This is a genomic window from Streptomyces sp. CA-251247 (assembly GCF_050952975.1).
Taxonomy (GTDB): domain Bacteria; phylum Actinomycetota; class Actinomycetes; order Streptomycetales; family Streptomycetaceae; genus Streptomyces; species Streptomyces achmelvichensis.
This window is the reverse complement of sequence record NZ_CP191861.1, coordinates 7,436,888-7,452,383: the sequence shown is the minus strand read 5'-3', so window position 1 is coordinate 7,452,383 and position 15,496 is coordinate 7,436,888. Positions and strand designations below refer to the sequence as shown.

The window sequence follows — 15,496 nt, the reverse complement described above, 5'->3', positions numbered from 1 at the left end:
CCGGGGGCCCCACCGATCTCTGTTGCGTCAGTCGTTGATGCAGAAGTTGCCGGCCGCCGGGTTGAGCAGGCCGATGACGTTGACCGAGTTGCCGCAGAGGTTGAGCTGCGCGTGGATCGGCACCTGGACGACGTTGCCGGACAGGAAGCCGGGCGAGTTCGCCGCGATGCCGTCGGCGTCGCCGTCCGCGGTGGCGAAGCCGGCGCCGCCGAGCACGAGGGCGCAGACACCGGCGGCGACTGCAGCGGTCTTGATGAGAGCCATGAAGAGATCTCCTGTACAGAAGCGGGGGAGGCGGCCCCTGGCGCAGGCGCCCGCGTCGGGCAGCCTGACGCCGCGGTCGGGAGCCGCCGAGCGTCTGCCGATGTGTCCCCCCGCTTCGCGCGTTCCTCCCGCCGGAGGGATTATTTGGGCCACATCGGGTGAATGTGCCTCTCCGCTGTCCGCCCGGCCTTCGAGTCCTCGTGAATCGCCCGCGACCAGCACGATCGTGCGCCGCCGCCTGTGCCGGATCACTGGGCGCGGGCGCGCATCCGGCGCAGCGTCCGCGCATCCTGCAGACCCACCGATCGAGCGGCGGCATGGACCGTCGCACCCTGGCCGATGAGGTGTTCCGCACGCTCCAGCCGGAGGGTCTGCTGATAGCGCAGCGGAGTGAGACCTCCGGTGACGCGTGTGAAGGAACGGGTGAGGGTGCGCTCGCTGACGCCGACGGCCGCGGCGAGGTCGGGCAGGCGCAGGGGCTTGTCGAACTGCGCGTCGATGAGGTCCTGAGCGCGGTGGACCGTGTCACTGAGGTGCGAGCGGTGCCGGAGCATGACGCTGGTCTGCGGCTCGTCGCCGTTGCGCCGGGAGTAGACGACCATGCTCCGGGCCACCTGGGCGGCCGCGGCGGGGCCGTGCCGGGTGGCGATCAGATAGAGGGACAGATCGATGCCGCTGGCGATACCGGCGGAGGTGACGACCCGGTCGTCGGCCGTGAACAGGACGTCGCGGACGAGGTGCGAGCGCGGATGGCGGCGGGCCAGTTCGTCCTGCACCTCGTGGTGCGTCGTACAGCGGCGGCCGTCCAGCAGGCCCGCTTGGCCGAGTGCCTCGGCGCCGGAGCAGACGCCGGCGACCGTGCCGCCGCGGGCGTGGTGCTCCCGCAGCGCCCGGAGGGAGGCCGGCCCGAGGACCGGGCTGTCGGCGAGCGTGCGTGCTCGCCAGCCCGGTACCACCACCAGATCCTCCGGCCCGAGTTCCGGCCAGTCGAGGGAGGCCCGCAGCGGCAGTCCCTGTGCGGAGGCCACATCGGCCTGCTCCGCCACATAACCGAGGGTGTAGGGGTGGCCGGAGTCCGCGGCGGTGAAGAAGACCTGCGCGGGTCCTGCCAGGTCCAGCAGATGCACACCGGGCAGGAGCAGGAAGACGACCCGGCTCATGATCCCGTGGCGGTGTCCGGGAGTGCGGCCTCCACCTCGGCGACCGTGGTGATGGTGGCGAACCGTCCGGCGAGGACGTAGGCGGTGCGCCGGATGACCTCTTCGGCGCTCAGGGTGCGGGGGTCGGACAGCAGGTCGTCGATGCTCTGGTCGTCGGGGGCGTCGGGGTGCGCGATCGGGTTGGTGGCGGTCGCGTCGACGACGAAGGTGACCCCGTATCCGAGATCGCTCGCGACCCGCGCGGTCGTCTCCACGCACTGCTCCGTGCGGATCCCGCAGACAGTGACGTCACCGACCCCGTGCCGGGTGAGGGTCTGCTGCAGATTGGTGCTGGTGAAGGCGTTGTGCGAGGTCTTGCGGATGAGCGGATCCGTGTCCAGCGGCCGCAGCTCCTCCATCAGCCGCACATGGCCGAGCACGGGGTCGAAGACACCGCCGGTGCCCGGTTCGCAGTGCAGCACCCACACCACGAGGTCGCCCGCCCGGCGTGCCGCCCGGACGAGACGGTCCGCCTTGCGGGCCACGTCCGGGTCCGAGATCGTCTTCCACTGCGGGCGGGCACGGAAGGATTCCTGGACATCGATGACAATCAGCGCTCTGGTCATGCCGTCAGTCTGACCTGCCCGGACAGGCGCCGAACAGGGCCGACGAGGTCCATGGGCGGACCGATCCGGTCACCGCGACCGCGGCGTCCGGGGCCCGCCCGCCCGTTCCTCAGTAGCGTTCGAGCATCGGCGGGCCGATCCAGCCGGAGCCGGACAGCCCGAGCGTCGCGTCGTACGCCTCCATGAGGTCGCCGTTCGTGTCGTGCGCCTCCAGGGCGTCGGACACCGCGTCGCGCAGGACCTTGTCGCTCTTGTCCATGCCGATGCCGTAGGGCTCCTTGGTGAACGGCCTGCCGACGACCTTCAGCTTGGACGGCCGCTGGGCGGCGAACCCCATGAGGATGGCGTCGTCGGTGGTGACGGCGTCGACCTTCTTGGCGAGCAGCTGCTGGACGCACGCGGAGTACTTGTCGAGCTCCAGGGTCTTGGTGCCGTAGTCCGGCTTCTTGATCTCCTGGAGCGACGTCGAGCCCTTGATCGAGCAGACGGTCTTGCCCTGGAGGGAGAACGGTCCGGCGATGGACTTGTCGTTCTTGCGGACCAGGAGGTCGGCGCCGGCCACGAAGTACGGGCCGGCGAAGCCGACCTGCTTCTTGCGCCGGTCGTTGATCGTGTACGTGCCCACGTACAGATCCACGTGCCCCTGCGCGATGGCACTCTCGCGGACGCTGGACTCGACCGTCTTGAACTCGATCTGGGCGGGCGAGAAGCCGAGATCGGCGGCGACCATCTTGGCCACCTCGGCGTCGAACCCGGACCGTGTGCCCTCCTTGTCCTCGAAGCCGAGGAAGGGAAGGTCGTTCTTGGCACCGATGACGATCTTTCCGGCCTTCTGGGCCTTCTTGAGCGTCGGGGAATCCAGGTCGACGGACTTGGCCACCGGGTAGGTGGGCAGCCTGGGCTGATCCTTGCCGCCCGAACCGCCGGTGAGTACGTCGTCGTCGGACGTGCCGGACTCGCTGCTGCAGGCGGTCGCCGTCAGCGCGAGTACAGCGATCACCGCGGTGGCGGCAGACTTGCGGACCTTCATGATCAAGAATCCCTCATGTCCGGATAGAGCAGATGCGACGGCGGGAGCACGAGGCGCCGTCGCAGGGCCCCGTGTCCGCTGGGAGGAGGGTATGGACGGAGTTCGGCCACCGTCAGTAGATCTGAGCAGAACTTGAGCATTACGATCCGGCCGCAACCGGACAATCCCGTCACTCCCGTAACAGCGCCGCGGCCTGCGCGGCTGTCGTCGGCAGGGTGATCCACACCGTGGCCTGAACTCCGCGCGGGAACGGGGGAGTTCAACTGCCCCTGAGCCAGAGATGGCTGAAAAGGCATCACGTGCGTCTGTTCCCTCTCCCGTGGCCTATCCGGAGGGCTCCGCGCTCCTTAGCATGAGCGCCCTACAGGTCCTGATTTCTACTGACGCGGGTGAGAACTGGATGCGAGAGGAGTCGTGGCGCCCGGACGCCATCGACACGACAGTGCCCAGCGTGGCACGCATGTACGACTACTTCCTGGGGGGCAGCGACAACTACCAGTCGGACCGTGACGCCTGCGAGCAACTGCTCAAGCAGGTGCCCAGCACCAAGGTGCTGGCGGTCAACAACCGCAGGTTCCTTCAGCGCGTCGTCCGCCTGCTGGCCGGCGAGTACGGCATCCGCCAGTTCATCGACCACGGTTCCGGCCTCCCCACCCAGGACAACGTCCACCAGGTCGCCCAGGCCATCGACCCGGCGTCCAAAGTGGTCTATGTCGACAGCGATCCGATCGTTCTGGCCCATGGGCGGGCACTGCTGGACGAGAACGACAACACCGCTGTCATCCAGGCAGACATGCGCGAGACGGACCACATCCTCGGTCACCCGGAGACCACGCGGCTGATCGATTTCAGTCAACCCGTGGCGGCCCTCTTCGTCTCGGTCATGCACTGCATCCCGGACGAGGACGACCCGGCGGCGTTGATCCGGCGGGTGGCGGATCGCCTGGTGCCCGGCAGCTTCCTCGTTGTCTGCCAACTGGTCAGCGACCGGCCGGAGATCAGGAAGTTCGTCACCGACTTCATGGCCGAGGCCACCGGTGGCAACTGGGGCAGGGTCCGCGAGGAGCACGAGGTCACGCAGTACTTCAACGGCCTCCAGATCCTCGAGCCCGGCCTGGTGGAGGTGTCGACCTGGCGGCCGGACACCGATCTGGCGCCCACGCAGCTCACCGACGAGTGGATCGAGTGGGGCGGCGTGGCACGGCTCGGCTGACGCCCACGACACAGAAACGGCCCCGGCCGCGCGCTACGGCGCGTGTGCCGGGGCCGTTCTCCGTGCCGGGTCGTTGTTGTGCGGAGCTGTGCGGACCGCACGCGCACCGCGCCGTGCTTCGTTCGCGGGCGGGTCAGAGCGTCTGCATGCGCTCGCGCAGCGCCGCGATCGACTGCGCGGGCGTGAGGGCGCACGCGCCGAGCCGGTCGAGCATGTTCCGGTACTGCTCGACACCCTGGGGCTTCTGGGTGAACGTCGAGTCGGTGAGGTGCTCGATGTACACGGCGTCCTTCAGGTCGCCGAGGGCGAAGCGCAGATAGGTCACGCCGGTCCCCACGCCGACAGCGGCCGTCACGTCCAGCGGCGCGATCTGCAGGGTGACGCGAGGGCGCTCCATCATGGCGAGCAGATGCTCCAGCTGTGCGTACATCACGTCCCGGCCGCCGACGACCCGCAGCAGGACGGACTCGTCGATGACCGCCCAGAGCCGCGGCGCGTCCGGCTGGTCCAGCTGACGCTGCCGTTCCTGGCGCAGCTCCACGCGCCGTGTCACCTCGTGCTCGAGCAGATGCCCGGGGCCGGCCTGGATCACGGCACGGGTGTAGTCCGGCGTCTGCAACAGACCGGGTACATAGAACGGCTCGTACGTACGGATGCGTTCGGCCGCGCCTTCGAGCGCGACCAGCGGTGTGAAGAAGTCGGAGAGGACATCGCTGAACGACCGCCACCAGTCGGGCCGGCGGGACTGGTCGACCAGCCGGAGGAACTCGGCGACGCGCTCCTCGCCGTCCACTCCGTACAGATGCAGCAGAGCCAGTGCGTCGACCTGCTTGCAGCCGTGCCGCCCGAGCTCGATGCGGCTGGTTTTCGACTGCGAGAATCCCAGCTTGCTGTCGACATCGACGGGATCCAGTCCGGCGGCGACGCGCAGTTCGCGCAACTTGCCGCCGACGATGAGCTTCAGCGCCGTCGGGTTCTTCTCCACCGCCCCTAGCGGTCGTACGAACAACGACGCATTCGGATCGGCTGCAGCCATGGGGCGCTCCTGCGGACGCGGGGAAGACGCCCAGTATCCACCAACGAGGCGTCCATGGCTCGGAATACGTCGCACTTGGAGCGATTTTCAGCCGATGAAGAAGTCGAAGTCTCCGCCTCGGGCGCCCGCCACGAACGCAGCGATCTCATCACGCGTATAGATCAACACGGGCCCCTGCGGGTCACGGGAGTTGCGCACCGCCACACGTCCCCCAGGGAGCTCTGCCAGCTCAACGCAGTTCCCGGTCGCATTGCTGTGACTGCTCTTGGTCCACGCCACGGAGCTCAGCCCGGTCGCGCGCATGCCGTTGAAGAAAGACTCCACTGCAACAGCCCTTTCACTTTCGTACGTTCGTTCGCACCGACACCCAACCATTGCAATCCCAGATGCAATTGCATTCTTGGGTGGCGCTCGACCATACTCGCTCCACGGCGGCCGGCGCAGCGCCGAAGTCCATTTCCTCCAGGGGGACATGACCAGTGACAACTCACGTGTCAGCCTCATCGAGCACGAGCACCAGGCACGGAAGCCGGTTCTGCGGTGCGGAGCCTGGCGCGGAACCACTGCCCGCGACGATCCCCGCGGGCGAACCCCAGTGGGCCTGGAACCAGAGCATGAGCCAGACCGGATTCGCCGCGTGCGGACTCGACGGTCAGCTACAGAACGCTTCGCAGGCACGGCAGTTCGTCGCCACGACCCTCACCGGATGGGCGCTTCCGCAGCTTGTCCCGGACGCCGAGCTGGTCGTCAGCGAACTCGTCACCAACGCGGTGCAGCACGCACTGGACCCGGCATCGCCCGAGGACGGCGACTACCCGGTCTGGCTCGGCATCTTCCGGCAGCCCGGCGACCTCGTGTGCGCGGTCACCGACCCGAGCTCCACCGCACCACGGCCCCGCAGCGCGGACGAATGCGCCCTCGGCGGCCGGGGACTGCACCTCATCAGCGCGCTCTGCGACACATGGTCGTGGTCCCTGACCCCGCCGAAGGGCAAGACGGTCTGGGCGACGCTGCCCCTTCAGTGAGGCGAGCGCGACGCCGGTGAGGTCCGAGCCGATGACGCCCGCCTCGTACGGGTCCCGGCACCGCGCCCACCTCCAGCAGGCCCGGTCCGATGCGCCCGCTCTCGCATCCTCGGCCTCACGGATCGTTCGGCCGCCGGACTACGGTACCTTTCGCTCGCCGGGCGGCGGGCCCCCGCGCCGCGTCTCCTCCAGTGAGACCTGCATCGCGTCCGTGGCCCGGGTGAACCAGTCGGCCAGCACCGCCACCTCGTCCGGCGTGTAGTCCGCGAAGAGCGCGGCAATGCGCTCGTAGAACGGGCCGTAGACCTCGAGGATGCGTGCCTGGGCCGACTCCTCCATCACCACGCGCACCCGACGGCGGTCCCCCGGATCGGCCCGGCGGCGCACATAGCCGGCCTTCTCCAGACGGTTGAGCACACCGGTCACCGCGCCCGTGGTCAGCCGGGCCCGCTCGGCCAGGTCGCCCGCGGCGAGCGACTCCCCCGCCAGACCGGCCTCGATGACGAAACCGAGGCAGGTGAGGTCGGTGACGTTGAGTCCGAGCCGCCCCGCGATGTCCTGCTGCCCGAACTGCGCCAGCGCGATCATGCGGTCCATCGCGTACTGCGCCTCCGCGGCCGTCGCCCCCGGGCGCGCCTTGCCCTCCACCGGATATCCCCTTAGCATCTAAGTTACTTAATTCGTAAGACATTCCTGGGTGAGGTGTGCCCAGGTCGCTGATCTATCACACCACCGGTGAGGAGCCAGAGATGAGTGCGCACGGCGATCACGACATGGGCCACACGGTGGCCGGCTGGACCGGCACAGGGCTGGCCACCGCGGGCACCGCCGTGCTCGGGGCGGGACTCGCCGCCGGCTCGCCCTGGGGCCTCGGTCTGGGGGGAGTCGTCGTCGCGCTCTCCGCGTTCACCACCTGGCTGCTGCACCTCGCGGGGTGGGGCAAGCCCAGCGGGCCCCGGCCCCGGGGCCGGCGCAGCTGGCGCACCCGGGACACCACCGTCCGGTACGGGCATCCGGGCTGTGTCGGCTGCCGGCTGGCGGGCCGGAGGCAGGAGGCGGCCCCGGCCGTCGCACCCCACGTCCCACCGGTCACTGCCGGCACTCCGGTCACCGCAGGCTCTTCGGTCACCGCCGAGGCGCCCGCGCTGCAGACGTCAGGGTGATCAGTTGCCCGGCGCCGGGCCGCAGACCGTGAGGCCGGCGGTGTCGGTGCGGACCCGCACATCGGTGTACCCGTGCGCTCGCATCGTGTCGGCCACCGGTGCGGTCACGCGCTCGGCCGACCGCGGTCCGCCCGGCCCGTCACGTGCAGCACCCCGCCCGGCCGCAGCGCGCGGGCGAGGAGCGCCGGTTCGGTGCCGGGCGAGCGGGGTCCAGAACAGATTGCGGTCCGGTGCGGCTCATGCCGTGCCGGGGTGTCCCCCGCCGTCGATGTCCTTGCCGATGTAGAGCTCGGCGAAGGCGGCCGCCGCCGCGGGCGACTCGAAGATCCGCCGCAGCCGTGCCGTCGCGGACGCCGCCCGGAACGGGTCGCCCGACGACGCCCCATGCATCACCTCCGCGAGCCACTGCGAGAACTCCTGGTACTGCCAGACCTGCCGCAGACAGGCCGCCGAGTAGCCGCGCAGGCCGCTGTCGTCGGCCTTGAGGCAGTGGGCGACCAGCGCGTCGCCGAGCAGCAGCGCGTCGTGCAGCGCCAGGTTCATGCCTTTCGCGGCGATCGGCGCCGCGAGGTGGGCCGCGTCGCCCGCCAGATACAGCCGGCCGTACGACATCGGCTCCACGACGTAGTTGTGCATGTCCAGCACGCGCTTCTCGATCAGCGGGCCCTCGGCGAGCGGCCGGGCGCCGTCCGCCGACAGCCGCGTCCGGAGTTCGGACCACACGCGGTCGTGCGGCCAGTTCTCCGGGTCGTCGCCGGGCGGGCATTCGAGGTAGTAGCGGGTGACCTGCGGGCTGCGGGCCATGTGCGCGGCGAAGCCTCGGCTGTGGACGCCGAAGACGACACAGTCGTTGGACGGCGGCGCCTCGGCGAGGAGAGCGAGCCAGCCCACGCCGTAGTCGTGCCGCGCCACGGCCGCGTGCTCCGGGGGCATGCTCGCGCGGGTCACTCCCCGCGCCCCGTCGCAGCCTGCCGCGGCCTCGCACACGATGCTCCGGCGCTCGCCCGTGTCCGGGTCGGTGTAGGAGACCTCGGGCCGGTCCGTGTCGATGGCGTGCAGTTCCACGTCCCGTACACCGAAGCGGATCTCGCCACCCAGCTCGTCGGCGTACCTGCGGACGAGGTCGGTGACCAACAGGGGCTGCGGATAGACGAAGTGGCGGTTGCCCGTCATCTCGCCGTAGGGGAAGCGATGGCGCTCCCCCGCGAAGCGGAACTCGAACTCGCCGTGCATCTCCGTGTTCCGGAGCAACCGGTCGGCCAGACCGCGCCGTTGGAGTGCCCGTACGGCCCACTCCTCGAGGAAGCCGGCACGGGGCCGTTGCTCGATGAACTCTCTGCTCTCCGTCTCCAGCACCACGCAGTCCACGGATGCGGCCCGCAGGATGTTGGCGACGGTGAGCCCGGCGGGACCCGCGCCGATGACGACGACCCGGGTGCGGGACGGCGGCGTGAGGGGGGAAGAGGCGGGGGCGGGGAACGAGGAGACGTCGGAAGACGGGGAGACGGCGGCCATGCCCAGCATTATGACGGTGCTCAGTCAGCCTCGGCGGCCGCGAAAGTGTCCGGAGCAACTCTGTTCACAGCTACCCCGTCCCGGCATTATGGCGCAGTCATGTCAACCGCCAACCGGGGTGCCCGCGGCCGGTGTTCGTCGATTGGATGGTCGTGAACAGGTCCCTGATCAGGTTGGTGCCCGCCGCCGTGCTCGTCCTGCTGGCGGGTTCCGCCGTGCTGCCGGCCCGAGCGGCCGAACCGCCCCGCCCCGAGGCCGCTGAGAAGCCGATCGTGCAGCAGGCGGCCTGGACCCCTCCGCTCAGCACCCGCGGCCGCTACATCGTCGACGCGGACGGCAACCGGTTCAAGCTGAAGTCGGGCAACTGGCACGGCGCGAGCGGTACCTGGACCGGCTCGGGAAGCCCCGACAACGCCGCGGACAACCACGCGGGCGAGAAGTCCGACCGTATGCCGCTCGGTCTGGACCGCGCATCCCTGGCCGAGATCGTCGCGGGCTTCCGCGAACTCGGCCTCAACAGCGTGCGGCTCCCCTTCTCCAACGAGATGCTGCGCGACACCCGTCCGGTCGCGGACGCGTCGGTGGCCGCCAACCCGTCATTGCGCGGCAGGACTCCGCTCCAGGTGTACGACGCGGCTGTCGGGGCACTCACCGGCGCCGGCCTCGCGGTCGTCCTCAACAACCACACCAACACGACACGCTGGTGCTGCGGCGTCGACGGCAACGAGCGGTGGAACGCGAGCCAGAGCGACGCGACGTGGGAGAACGACTGGCTCTTCATGGCCCGGCGCTACCGCGCCAACCCGCGCGTGGTGGGCGCCGACCTCTACAACGAGGTGCGCCGTTCGGTGTGGGACGACCCCAACTGGGGCCTCGGTGACCGCCACGACTGGTTCGGGGCGACGCAGCGGCTCGGCGACCGCATCCTCCAGGAGGCCAACCCGGACCTCCTGATCGTCGTCGAGGGCATCAACTGGACCGGCATCCCCGTCGACGGCCTGCCGCACGAACGCCCCACCCTGGAGCCCGTCCAGCGGCTCTCGCACACCCTGGTCAGGTCGGGGAAGCTCGTCTACTCCGCGCACTTCTACGACTACACGGGTCCCCGCCACAGCGGCGCGACCGGCACCGGCGAGACCTCGGACAACCGCTACCGGGACTTCACCCGCGCCGAACTCCACGACGTACTGCGCCGGCAGGCGTTCTACGTCAGCGGTGAAGGGGACCGGCACTTCACCGCCCCGGTGTGGATCAGCGAGTTCGGCGTCGGCGGCCGGGACGAGCACGGTGAGAAGCAGCGGGCGTGGTTCGAGAACTTCGTCGACTTCCTCGTCCTGACGGACGCCGACTTCGCGTACTGGCCGCTCGTCGGATGGCACGAGAACCGCAAGGGCAACGGCTGGGCGCTGCTGCACTGGGACGCGGCCGGCGGGCGGATCGGGGTGTTCGACGGTGACGACTGGCGTGCCGGTGCCTGGAGCCGGCTGATCGCCGCCGACGGACGCAGCGGCCCGGTGGCCCCGGTCGACCGCTGGTCGATGCTCAGCCCCGACCACGGGGACTTCGTCCAGTCCCTGCGGATGCGCGCCCAGCCCGACTGGGACTCCGGCGCCCGCAAGGCGGTCTGCCCCGACGGTCAGCGGCTCGCCGGCCTCGGCCACACCGGTAACCGGGGGCTGTGCACCGACGCGGGCGCACGCGACCCGTGGGCCCCGGGTGCCGGACACGAGGTGGTGCGCGACGAGCGGTACGTCGGCACGGGCGACTGGGCCTTTGGGTACACCAAGCTGGAGTGTCCGCCGCGCCACCTGCTCATCGGCTACAGCGTCCGTGGGGCAGCGGTCTCCGCCGTCCTGTGCGCATCCTCCGACGCGGCGCCCGGTGGCGGCGGCCGGACCGTGTGGTTCGACCGCGGCGACAACCGTCTTGCGGCCGCGAAGGGCGGGGACTTCGCACAGGGGCGCTACAAGGGGCAGTGCGCGGACGACGAGTACGCGGCCGGTGTCGCGTACACCGGCCGCGTCGGCTCGTCGAGGACGCCTGACGCCCTGCTCTGCAGAGAGCTCCGCTGAAGCATTCCGGTCGCGGTCAGCGCGACCGGAACTTCCGCAGCGTCTCCTTCGCCTGGGCACGCTTGCGCGGGTCGGCGGCGGCCCTCCGGCCCTGCTCGATCATCCGGCGTCCCTTGGGACTCCGGGCGAACGACTTGATGCGGTCCAGGATTCCGGCCATGTCTCCTCCAACTGATCACCTGTGCGTCAGGGTGTGCCTACCCCCGGGCGCCGGGTCGATGTGCGTCGGGGAGGAAGCATCCGCGGTTCGGCCCACTCCGCTCAGGCCGGGCGGTGGGCGATGACGCCGAACATGGTCACGGACAGATGGAGCGCACCGTGCTCGCCGGCCGCCGTCAGCTCTTCGTACAGCCGGTCCCGCTGGGGCTCGGTGATCAGCCCGCTCCCCACGGCCGTGTCCCCCAGCATCCTGATCAGCGGCTCCACGGTCTCCAGACGGTCCTGGATGAGGGCCTGCGAGCCCACGTCGTCGATCTCGAACCCCTCGGCCCGCAGCTGACCGACGAGCCGGCGCCCCGCATAGGGGTTGGCCGCGGCGGCGAGCGCGGCGGCGCTCAGGGCCTTCACCACCTCGGGCTCGCCGGGGTGCAGGATCGCCGTCGCCCAGTCGGTGTCGAGGAGGGCGACGCGGCCGCCGGGCCGGAGGACACGTGCGATCTCCCCGGCCGCCTTCTGCGGCTCGTCGAGGTGCTGGAACACCCGCTCGCACCACACCAGGTCGACCGAGGCGTCATCGACGGGCAGCCCCAGGGCGTCGCCCTCGGCGAAGCGGGCCGGGCTGCCCGCTGCGGCGGTTCGCTGCTCGGCGACCGCACGCAGACCGGGGTTCGGCTCCACACCCAGCGCGTCGCCGCCGGGCGACACCGCCGCGGCGAGCGCGCGCACCTCCGATCCGGTGCCCGTGCCGATGTCGAGCACCCGCTCTCCGGGCCGAGCGGCCAGCCCGCGATGCGCCCACGCACGCAGGCGGCGCACGCCAGGGGTGCCCTCCTGCGCGTCCAGGGCGGCGACGAGCCGCTCGACACTCGACGCAGACATGTTCCCCGCGTGGAATGCGGAGGTCGGTCGGGAGTCCCCCATGGCGTTTCCTTCCGCAGTGAGCTCACTGGTCGTCCGCCGGGCACGCGGCCGGTTCCTCGCCGGTCGTCGCGTCGGCCGCTGCCCTGATCCCATGCTCGCACCTGGGGTGTCCGCCCGTCTGTGCAAGAGTCTCCACCCATGAACAGCGACGACTTGCTCCTGCGGCGCGCGGAAGACGCGGACGCGGACGACATGGCCCGCGTATGGCTGCGTTCCTTCTCGGAGGCCCTTCCCACGGTGCGGCGGGCACACAGTGACGACGAGGTGCGGGCATGGTTCGCGCACGTGGTCGTCCCCCACCACGAGAGCTGGGTCACGGTCGCCGACGGCTCGGTCGCCGGGCTGCTGGTGCTCGACGGCGCGGAACTGGAGCAGCTGTACCTGGATCCCTCGTGGCGGGGCCGCGGGCTGGGCGACCGGCTCGTCGCGCTGGCCAAGCGGCAGCGCCCCGACGGGCTGGCGCTGTGGACGTTCCAGGTCAACGGGCCGGCGGGGCGGTTCTACGAGCGCCACGGCTTCACGGAGGTCGAGCGCACCGACGGCTCGCGCAACGAGGAGCGGGAGCCGGACGTCCGCTACGTCTGGAAGCCGGGGCCGTAGGCGAGGAGCTCCCGCGACGGCTTGCCGATGCCGCTGTTCGCCGGGGTGCGCGGCTCAGAAGGGCCGCGGCACCGCCGCGAACGGCGGCAGGGTGAACCAGACCGGAACCGCCCTGCGCAGCGCCTCCGGTCCCTGTACCTCGACCGCACCCGAGCGCAGGGCCTCGGCCCAGGCCAGGTCACCGCGCCAGATCTCGATCATGCGCCGCAGAGCGGCAGAGACCGTGACGGTCACGTCGAACCCGGGGTCCCGGTCGCAGACGTCCGCCTCGGTCGGCGTGATCACCAGCCACCAGTCCCGTACCGGGAGGGGCACGTCCGAGAACAGGAACCGGATCACCGATCTGCCGTCGGGTACGGCCCCGTGGTCGACGCGGCGATGCATGTCCCACAGCAACAGTTTCGGGTCGAGATCCTTGTCGCCGAGCTCCCCGATCCAGCGCACACCCCAGACGCTCAGCGCCTCGATCACCGGACGGAGCTCCTCGCCGGCCGGCGTCAGCACGTACCGGACGTCGTGCCCCTCCGCGCGCCGCTCCACGATCCCGGCGCGCACCAGCTGCTGAAGCCGTTTCGAGAGAAGCGTGGGCGACATCCGCGGCACCCCCCGGCGCAGCTCGTTGAAGTGCTCGGTGCCGGTCACCAGCTCCCGGACGACGAGCAGCGTCCAGCGTTCGTCGAGCAGCTCCATCGCCTTGGCGACTGGGCAGAACTGGTAGTACGAGGACCCCATACGGGCAGGTTACGGCCGGTTCGGTGACCCGACCACCGACGGCGGCGACCCATACGGCGTCCGTCCCGGGGGCGGCTGGTACAGATTCCGTACTAGGGGCGGTGTCCGTTCGTTTCCTACGCTCGATACAGGGCGCCGACGAGTATCCGTCCGGCGCGAGAGCCGAGGAGAGCCGTCATGACCGAAGCCACCGGAACCACCGAAGCGGTCGAGGCCGACCGTGCGCTGAAGACCGGGCACCGGAAGATGTGGGCGCTCGGCGATTACTCCGCCGTGGCGGCGGAGCTCATCCCGGATCTCGGCGCGACCCTTGTCGAGGCCTGCGGTGTACGGAGCGGCCGGCGGGTGCTGGACATCGCCGCCGGTACGGGAAACGCCGCGATTCCCGCCGCCCTCGCGGGGGCGGAGGTGGTCGCCGGCGACCTCACACCGGAGCTGATGGACGTCGGGCGCAAGCTCGCCGTCGAGCGCGGGGCCGAGGTGGAGTGGCGGGAGGCCGACGCCGAGGCGCTGCCCTTCACCGACGGTGAGTTCGACACGGTGATGTCGTGTCTCGGGGTCATGTTCGCGCCGCACCATCAGGCCGCCGCGGACGAACTGGTCCGGGTCTGCGGGCCCGGCGGCACCATCGGCCTGATCAGCTGGACCCCCGAGGGCTTCGTCGGGCAGATGTTCGCGGCGATGAAGCCGTACGCCCCCAAGCCTCCTCCCGGTGCGCAGCCCCCGCCGCTGTGGGGTCAGGAGGCCCATGTCCGCGAACTCCTCGGGGACCGGGTGACGGACATGGAGGCGCGGCGGCAGACCGTGCGGATCGGCCGTTTCGACAAGCCCGACGCGTTCCGGGAGTACTTCAAGGCGAACTACGGCCCGACCGTCGCCACCTACCGCAACATCGCGGACGACGCGGGGAAGGTCGCCGCGCTGGACCGTGACCTCGACGACCTCGCCCTGCGCCACGCGGACGCCTCCGGGAGCACCGCGCTGGACTGGGAGTACCTCCTCGTCACCGCCCGCAGGAGCGCCTGAGGCCCTGCGGGGCCGTCACCTGGAGCGGTACCACGCGACGGTCGCGGCCACCGCCTCCGCGTGAGGTGTGGGTTCGAAGGGGCCGAGTGCGGTGCCGAACCTGGAGCTGTCGACGACGAAGGGGGCGCTGAACTGGTAGACGGTCTCCCGCAGTTCGCGCAGCATCGGCGAGAACAGGCCGCCCACGGCGAGCACGGCGGGCCCCGCGACGGCGATCGTGGCCGGCACGGGTCGTCCGGCTGCCTCGGCGGCGAGATCGGTGAACTGCCGGGCGGTCAGCGCTTCGTCGGCCGGGAGGTGCCAGACCTGCCCGTCCGCCTCGGGGCGGTCGGCGAGCGTGACGAGCCCGCGCGCGATGTCCGGCAGATAGTGCAGCGTGTGCGGCTGGGCCGTACTGCCGATCCACTGGGGCTTCCTGCCGGCCAGGAGACGCCCGAACAGGGTTTCTCCCGCTGTGGAGTTGGTGCCCCGCGGCCCGTAGTAGTCCGACGCCCGGCCGATCACTACCCGCGCGCGGCCCGCGCGGTGCGCATCGAGCAGTTCGGCCGCCATGGCGGTGCGTGTCCGCCCCTTGCGGCCCTGCGCCGCGGCCGGGAGGTCCTCACGCAGGGGCCCGTCGACGGGTCCGTAGGAGTACAGATTGTCGGCGAACACCAGCTTGGCGCCCGCGGACTCGGCGGCGGCCAGCACCGAGCGGGTCAGCGCGGGGAACAGCTCGGGCCACCGGGTGTACGCAGGGGCGGCGCAGTGGTGGACGACCGCTGCCCCGGCAGCCGCCGAAGCGGCCTGGGCCGGGTCGGCGGCGTCGGCGGCGACTCCCTCGGCACCTTCCGGAGCACGGCCACCGCGGCTCACGGCCCGCACCGGGCGTCCATGGCGCAGCAGTTCGGCCACCACCGCGCTCCCGATCGCACCGGTGGCGCCGAACACCACATGAAGCCCATCGCCGGGCGAGGTCATCGCAGCTCCTCGAAG

Annotated in this window: 18 protein-coding genes; 6 read left to right on the top strand and 12 right to left on the bottom strand. The window is 70.8% G+C overall.

Annotated features, from left to right (window positions below; all coding sequences use genetic code 11):
* Positions 1-27 precede the first annotated feature (27 nt).
* The 4 genes from ACQPWZ_RS33255 to ACQPWZ_RS33240 all read right to left on the bottom strand — a co-directional run bounded on the left by ACQPWZ_RS33255 (position 28) and on the right by ACQPWZ_RS33240 (position 3,059).
* Positions 28-264 (bottom strand): chaplin, encoded by a 237-nt coding sequence (locus tag ACQPWZ_RS33255; protein WP_340477115.1) that lies wholly within the window; start codon positions 262-264, stop codon positions 28-30.
* Positions 265-512: 248 nt separating this feature from the next.
* Positions 513-1,424: a GlxA family transcriptional regulator gene (locus ACQPWZ_RS33250; RefSeq protein WP_433573265.1), complete on the bottom strand. Its 912-nt coding sequence runs from the start codon at positions 1,422-1,424 to the stop codon at positions 513-515.
* Positions 1,421-2,029, bottom strand: coding sequence for an isochorismatase family protein (locus ACQPWZ_RS33245; protein WP_356700003.1), 609 nt, complete (start codon positions 2,027-2,029; stop codon positions 1,421-1,423). Before ACQPWZ_RS33245 ends, ACQPWZ_RS33250 begins: the two co-directional genes overlap by 4 nt.
* Before the next feature lie 109 nt (positions 2,030-2,138).
* On the bottom strand, positions 2,139-3,059 hold the full coding sequence (locus ACQPWZ_RS33240) for a glutamate ABC transporter substrate-binding protein (protein WP_340477112.1): 921 nt from the start codon (positions 3,057-3,059) through the stop codon (positions 2,139-2,141).
* Positions 3,060-3,459: 400 nt separating this feature from the next.
* On the opposite strand from ACQPWZ_RS33240, the gene ACQPWZ_RS33235 reads away from it, so the two are divergent.
* Positions 3,460-4,272, top strand: a complete 813-nt coding sequence (locus ACQPWZ_RS33235; protein ID WP_433573910.1) for an SAM-dependent methyltransferase — start codon at positions 3,460-3,462, stop codon at positions 4,270-4,272.
* 133 nt (positions 4,273-4,405) lie between these two features.
* On the opposite strand, the gene ACQPWZ_RS33230 is transcribed toward ACQPWZ_RS33235, so the two are convergent.
* The gene (locus ACQPWZ_RS33230) at positions 4,406-5,308 is read right to left on the bottom strand and encodes a helix-turn-helix domain-containing protein (RefSeq protein ID WP_340477111.1); all 903 of its coding nucleotides are present in this window, start codon (positions 5,306-5,308) and stop codon (positions 4,406-4,408) included.
* Positions 5,309-5,395: 87 nt separating this feature from the next.
* Complete coding sequence (locus ACQPWZ_RS33225; RefSeq protein ID WP_356700758.1) at positions 5,396-5,611, bottom strand: DUF397 domain-containing protein; 216 nt, start codon at positions 5,609-5,611, stop codon at positions 5,396-5,398.
* 311 nt (positions 5,612-5,922) lie between these two features.
* Between ACQPWZ_RS33225 and ACQPWZ_RS33220 the strand changes: the two genes are divergently transcribed.
* Complete coding sequence (locus tag ACQPWZ_RS33220) at positions 5,923-6,333, top strand: ATP-binding protein (protein ID WP_340477108.1); 411 nt, start codon at positions 5,923-5,925, stop codon at positions 6,331-6,333.
* Positions 6,334-6,471: 138 nt separating this feature from the next.
* On the opposite strand, the gene ACQPWZ_RS33215 is transcribed toward ACQPWZ_RS33220, so the two are convergent.
* Positions 6,472-6,999, bottom strand: a complete 528-nt coding sequence (locus ACQPWZ_RS33215) for a MarR family transcriptional regulator (protein ID WP_433573264.1) — start codon at positions 6,997-6,999, stop codon at positions 6,472-6,474.
* Positions 7,000-7,082: 83 nt separating this feature from the next.
* Between ACQPWZ_RS33215 and ACQPWZ_RS33210 the strand changes: the two genes are divergently transcribed.
* Positions 7,083-7,496, top strand: coding sequence for an HGxxPAAW family protein (locus ACQPWZ_RS33210; protein WP_433573263.1), 414 nt, complete (start codon positions 7,083-7,085; stop codon positions 7,494-7,496).
* Positions 7,497-7,733: 237 nt separating this feature from the next.
* Here the strand turns inward: ACQPWZ_RS33210 and ACQPWZ_RS33205 are convergent, their stop codons facing one another.
* Entirely contained in the window at positions 7,734-9,011 is a 1,278-nt protein-coding gene (locus tag ACQPWZ_RS33205; protein WP_433573262.1) for a 4-hydroxybenzoate 3-monooxygenase, read from the bottom strand.
* 146 nt (positions 9,012-9,157) lie between these two features.
* Here ACQPWZ_RS33205 and ACQPWZ_RS33200 point away from each other — a divergent pair, with 146 nt between their 5' ends.
* Complete coding sequence (locus ACQPWZ_RS33200; protein ID WP_433573261.1) at positions 9,158-11,083, top strand: glycoside hydrolase family 5 protein; 1,926 nt, start codon at positions 9,158-9,160, stop codon at positions 11,081-11,083.
* A 16-nt stretch (positions 11,084-11,099) separates the two neighbouring features.
* On the opposite strand, the gene ACQPWZ_RS33195 is transcribed toward ACQPWZ_RS33200, so the two are convergent.
* Both ACQPWZ_RS33195 and ACQPWZ_RS33190 read right to left on the bottom strand, forming a co-directional pair.
* Positions 11,100-11,243 carry a hypothetical protein gene (locus ACQPWZ_RS33195; RefSeq protein ID WP_313942498.1) on the bottom strand — a complete coding sequence of 48 codons (144 nt, stop codon included), beginning with the start codon at positions 11,241-11,243 and terminating at the stop codon, positions 11,100-11,102.
* Positions 11,244-11,344: 101 nt separating this feature from the next.
* Complete coding sequence (locus tag ACQPWZ_RS33190) at positions 11,345-12,121, bottom strand: methyltransferase domain-containing protein (RefSeq protein ID WP_433573260.1); 777 nt, start codon at positions 12,119-12,121, stop codon at positions 11,345-11,347.
* 180 nt (positions 12,122-12,301) lie between these two features.
* Here ACQPWZ_RS33190 and ACQPWZ_RS33185 point away from each other — a divergent pair, with 180 nt between their 5' ends.
* Positions 12,302-12,763, top strand: a complete 462-nt coding sequence (locus ACQPWZ_RS33185) for an N-acetyltransferase family protein (RefSeq protein WP_433573259.1) — start codon at positions 12,302-12,304, stop codon at positions 12,761-12,763.
* 54 nt (positions 12,764-12,817) lie between these two features.
* Here ACQPWZ_RS33185 and ACQPWZ_RS33180 read toward each other — a convergent pair whose 3' ends face one another.
* Entirely contained in the window at positions 12,818-13,495 is a 678-nt protein-coding gene (locus ACQPWZ_RS33180) for a winged helix-turn-helix transcriptional regulator (RefSeq protein WP_340477102.1), read from the bottom strand.
* Between the two features lie 177 nt (positions 13,496-13,672).
* Here ACQPWZ_RS33180 and ACQPWZ_RS33175 point away from each other — a divergent pair, with 177 nt between their 5' ends.
* A complete protein-coding gene (locus tag ACQPWZ_RS33175; protein WP_433573258.1) occupies positions 13,673-14,521 on the top strand; it encodes a class I SAM-dependent methyltransferase in 849 nt (282 codons plus the stop codon).
* 15 nt (positions 14,522-14,536) lie between these two features.
* Here the strand turns inward: ACQPWZ_RS33175 and ACQPWZ_RS33170 are convergent, their stop codons facing one another.
* Entirely contained in the window at positions 14,537-15,481 is a 945-nt protein-coding gene (locus tag ACQPWZ_RS33170) for an NAD-dependent epimerase/dehydratase family protein (RefSeq protein ID WP_433573257.1), read from the bottom strand.
* Positions 15,482-15,496 lie beyond the last annotated feature (15 nt).

What these genes read in the sequence shown, in the direction of transcription:
- ACQPWZ_RS33255 (WP_340477115.1), bottom strand. Translation starts at nt 264, where the DNA reads ATGGCTCTCATCAAGACCGCTGCAGTCGCCGCCGGTGTCTGCGCCCTC.
- ACQPWZ_RS33250 (WP_433573265.1), bottom strand. Translation starts at nt 1,424, where the DNA reads ATGAGCCGGGTCGTCTTCCTGCTCCTGCCCGGTGTGCATCTGCTGGAC.
- ACQPWZ_RS33245 (WP_356700003.1), bottom strand. Translation starts at nt 2,029, where the DNA reads ATGACCAGAGCGCTGATTGTCATCGATGTCCAGGAATCCTTCCGTGCC.
- ACQPWZ_RS33240 (WP_340477112.1), bottom strand. Translation starts at nt 3,059, where the DNA reads ATGAAGGTCCGCAAGTCTGCCGCCACCGCGGTGATCGCTGTACTCGCG.
- ACQPWZ_RS33235 (WP_433573910.1), top strand. Translation starts at nt 3,460, where the DNA reads ATGCGAGAGGAGTCGTGGCGCCCGGACGCCATCGACACGACAGTGCCC.
- ACQPWZ_RS33230 (WP_340477111.1), bottom strand. Translation starts at nt 5,308, where the DNA reads ATGGCTGCAGCCGATCCGAATGCGTCGTTGTTCGTACGACCGCTAGGG.
- ACQPWZ_RS33225 (WP_356700758.1), bottom strand. Translation starts at nt 5,611, where the DNA reads ATGCGCGCGACCGGGCTGAGCTCCGTGGCGTGGACCAAGAGCAGTCAC.
- ACQPWZ_RS33220 (WP_340477108.1), top strand. Translation starts at nt 5,923, where the DNA reads ATGAGCCAGACCGGATTCGCCGCGTGCGGACTCGACGGTCAGCTACAG.
- ACQPWZ_RS33215 (WP_433573264.1), bottom strand. Translation starts at nt 6,999, where the DNA reads ATGCTAAGGGGATATCCGGTGGAGGGCAAGGCGCGCCCGGGGGCGACG.
- ACQPWZ_RS33210 (WP_433573263.1), top strand. Translation starts at nt 7,083, where the DNA reads ATGAGTGCGCACGGCGATCACGACATGGGCCACACGGTGGCCGGCTGG.
- ACQPWZ_RS33205 (WP_433573262.1), bottom strand. Translation starts at nt 9,011, where the DNA reads ATGGCCGCCGTCTCCCCGTCTTCCGACGTCTCCTCGTTCCCCGCCCCC.
- ACQPWZ_RS33200 (WP_433573261.1), top strand. Translation starts at nt 9,158, where the DNA reads ATGGTCGTGAACAGGTCCCTGATCAGGTTGGTGCCCGCCGCCGTGCTC.
- ACQPWZ_RS33195 (WP_313942498.1), bottom strand. Translation starts at nt 11,243, where the DNA reads ATGGCCGGAATCCTGGACCGCATCAAGTCGTTCGCCCGGAGTCCCAAG.
- ACQPWZ_RS33190 (WP_433573260.1), bottom strand. Translation starts at nt 12,121, where the DNA reads ATGTCTGCGTCGAGTGTCGAGCGGCTCGTCGCCGCCCTGGACGCGCAG.
- ACQPWZ_RS33185 (WP_433573259.1), top strand. Translation starts at nt 12,302, where the DNA reads ATGAACAGCGACGACTTGCTCCTGCGGCGCGCGGAAGACGCGGACGCG.
- ACQPWZ_RS33180 (WP_340477102.1), bottom strand. Translation starts at nt 13,495, where the DNA reads ATGGGGTCCTCGTACTACCAGTTCTGCCCAGTCGCCAAGGCGATGGAG.
- ACQPWZ_RS33175 (WP_433573258.1), top strand. Translation starts at nt 13,673, where the DNA reads ATGACCGAAGCCACCGGAACCACCGAAGCGGTCGAGGCCGACCGTGCG.
- ACQPWZ_RS33170 (WP_433573257.1), bottom strand. Translation starts at nt 15,481, where the DNA reads ATGACCTCGCCCGGCGATGGGCTTCATGTGGTGTTCGGCGCCACCGGT.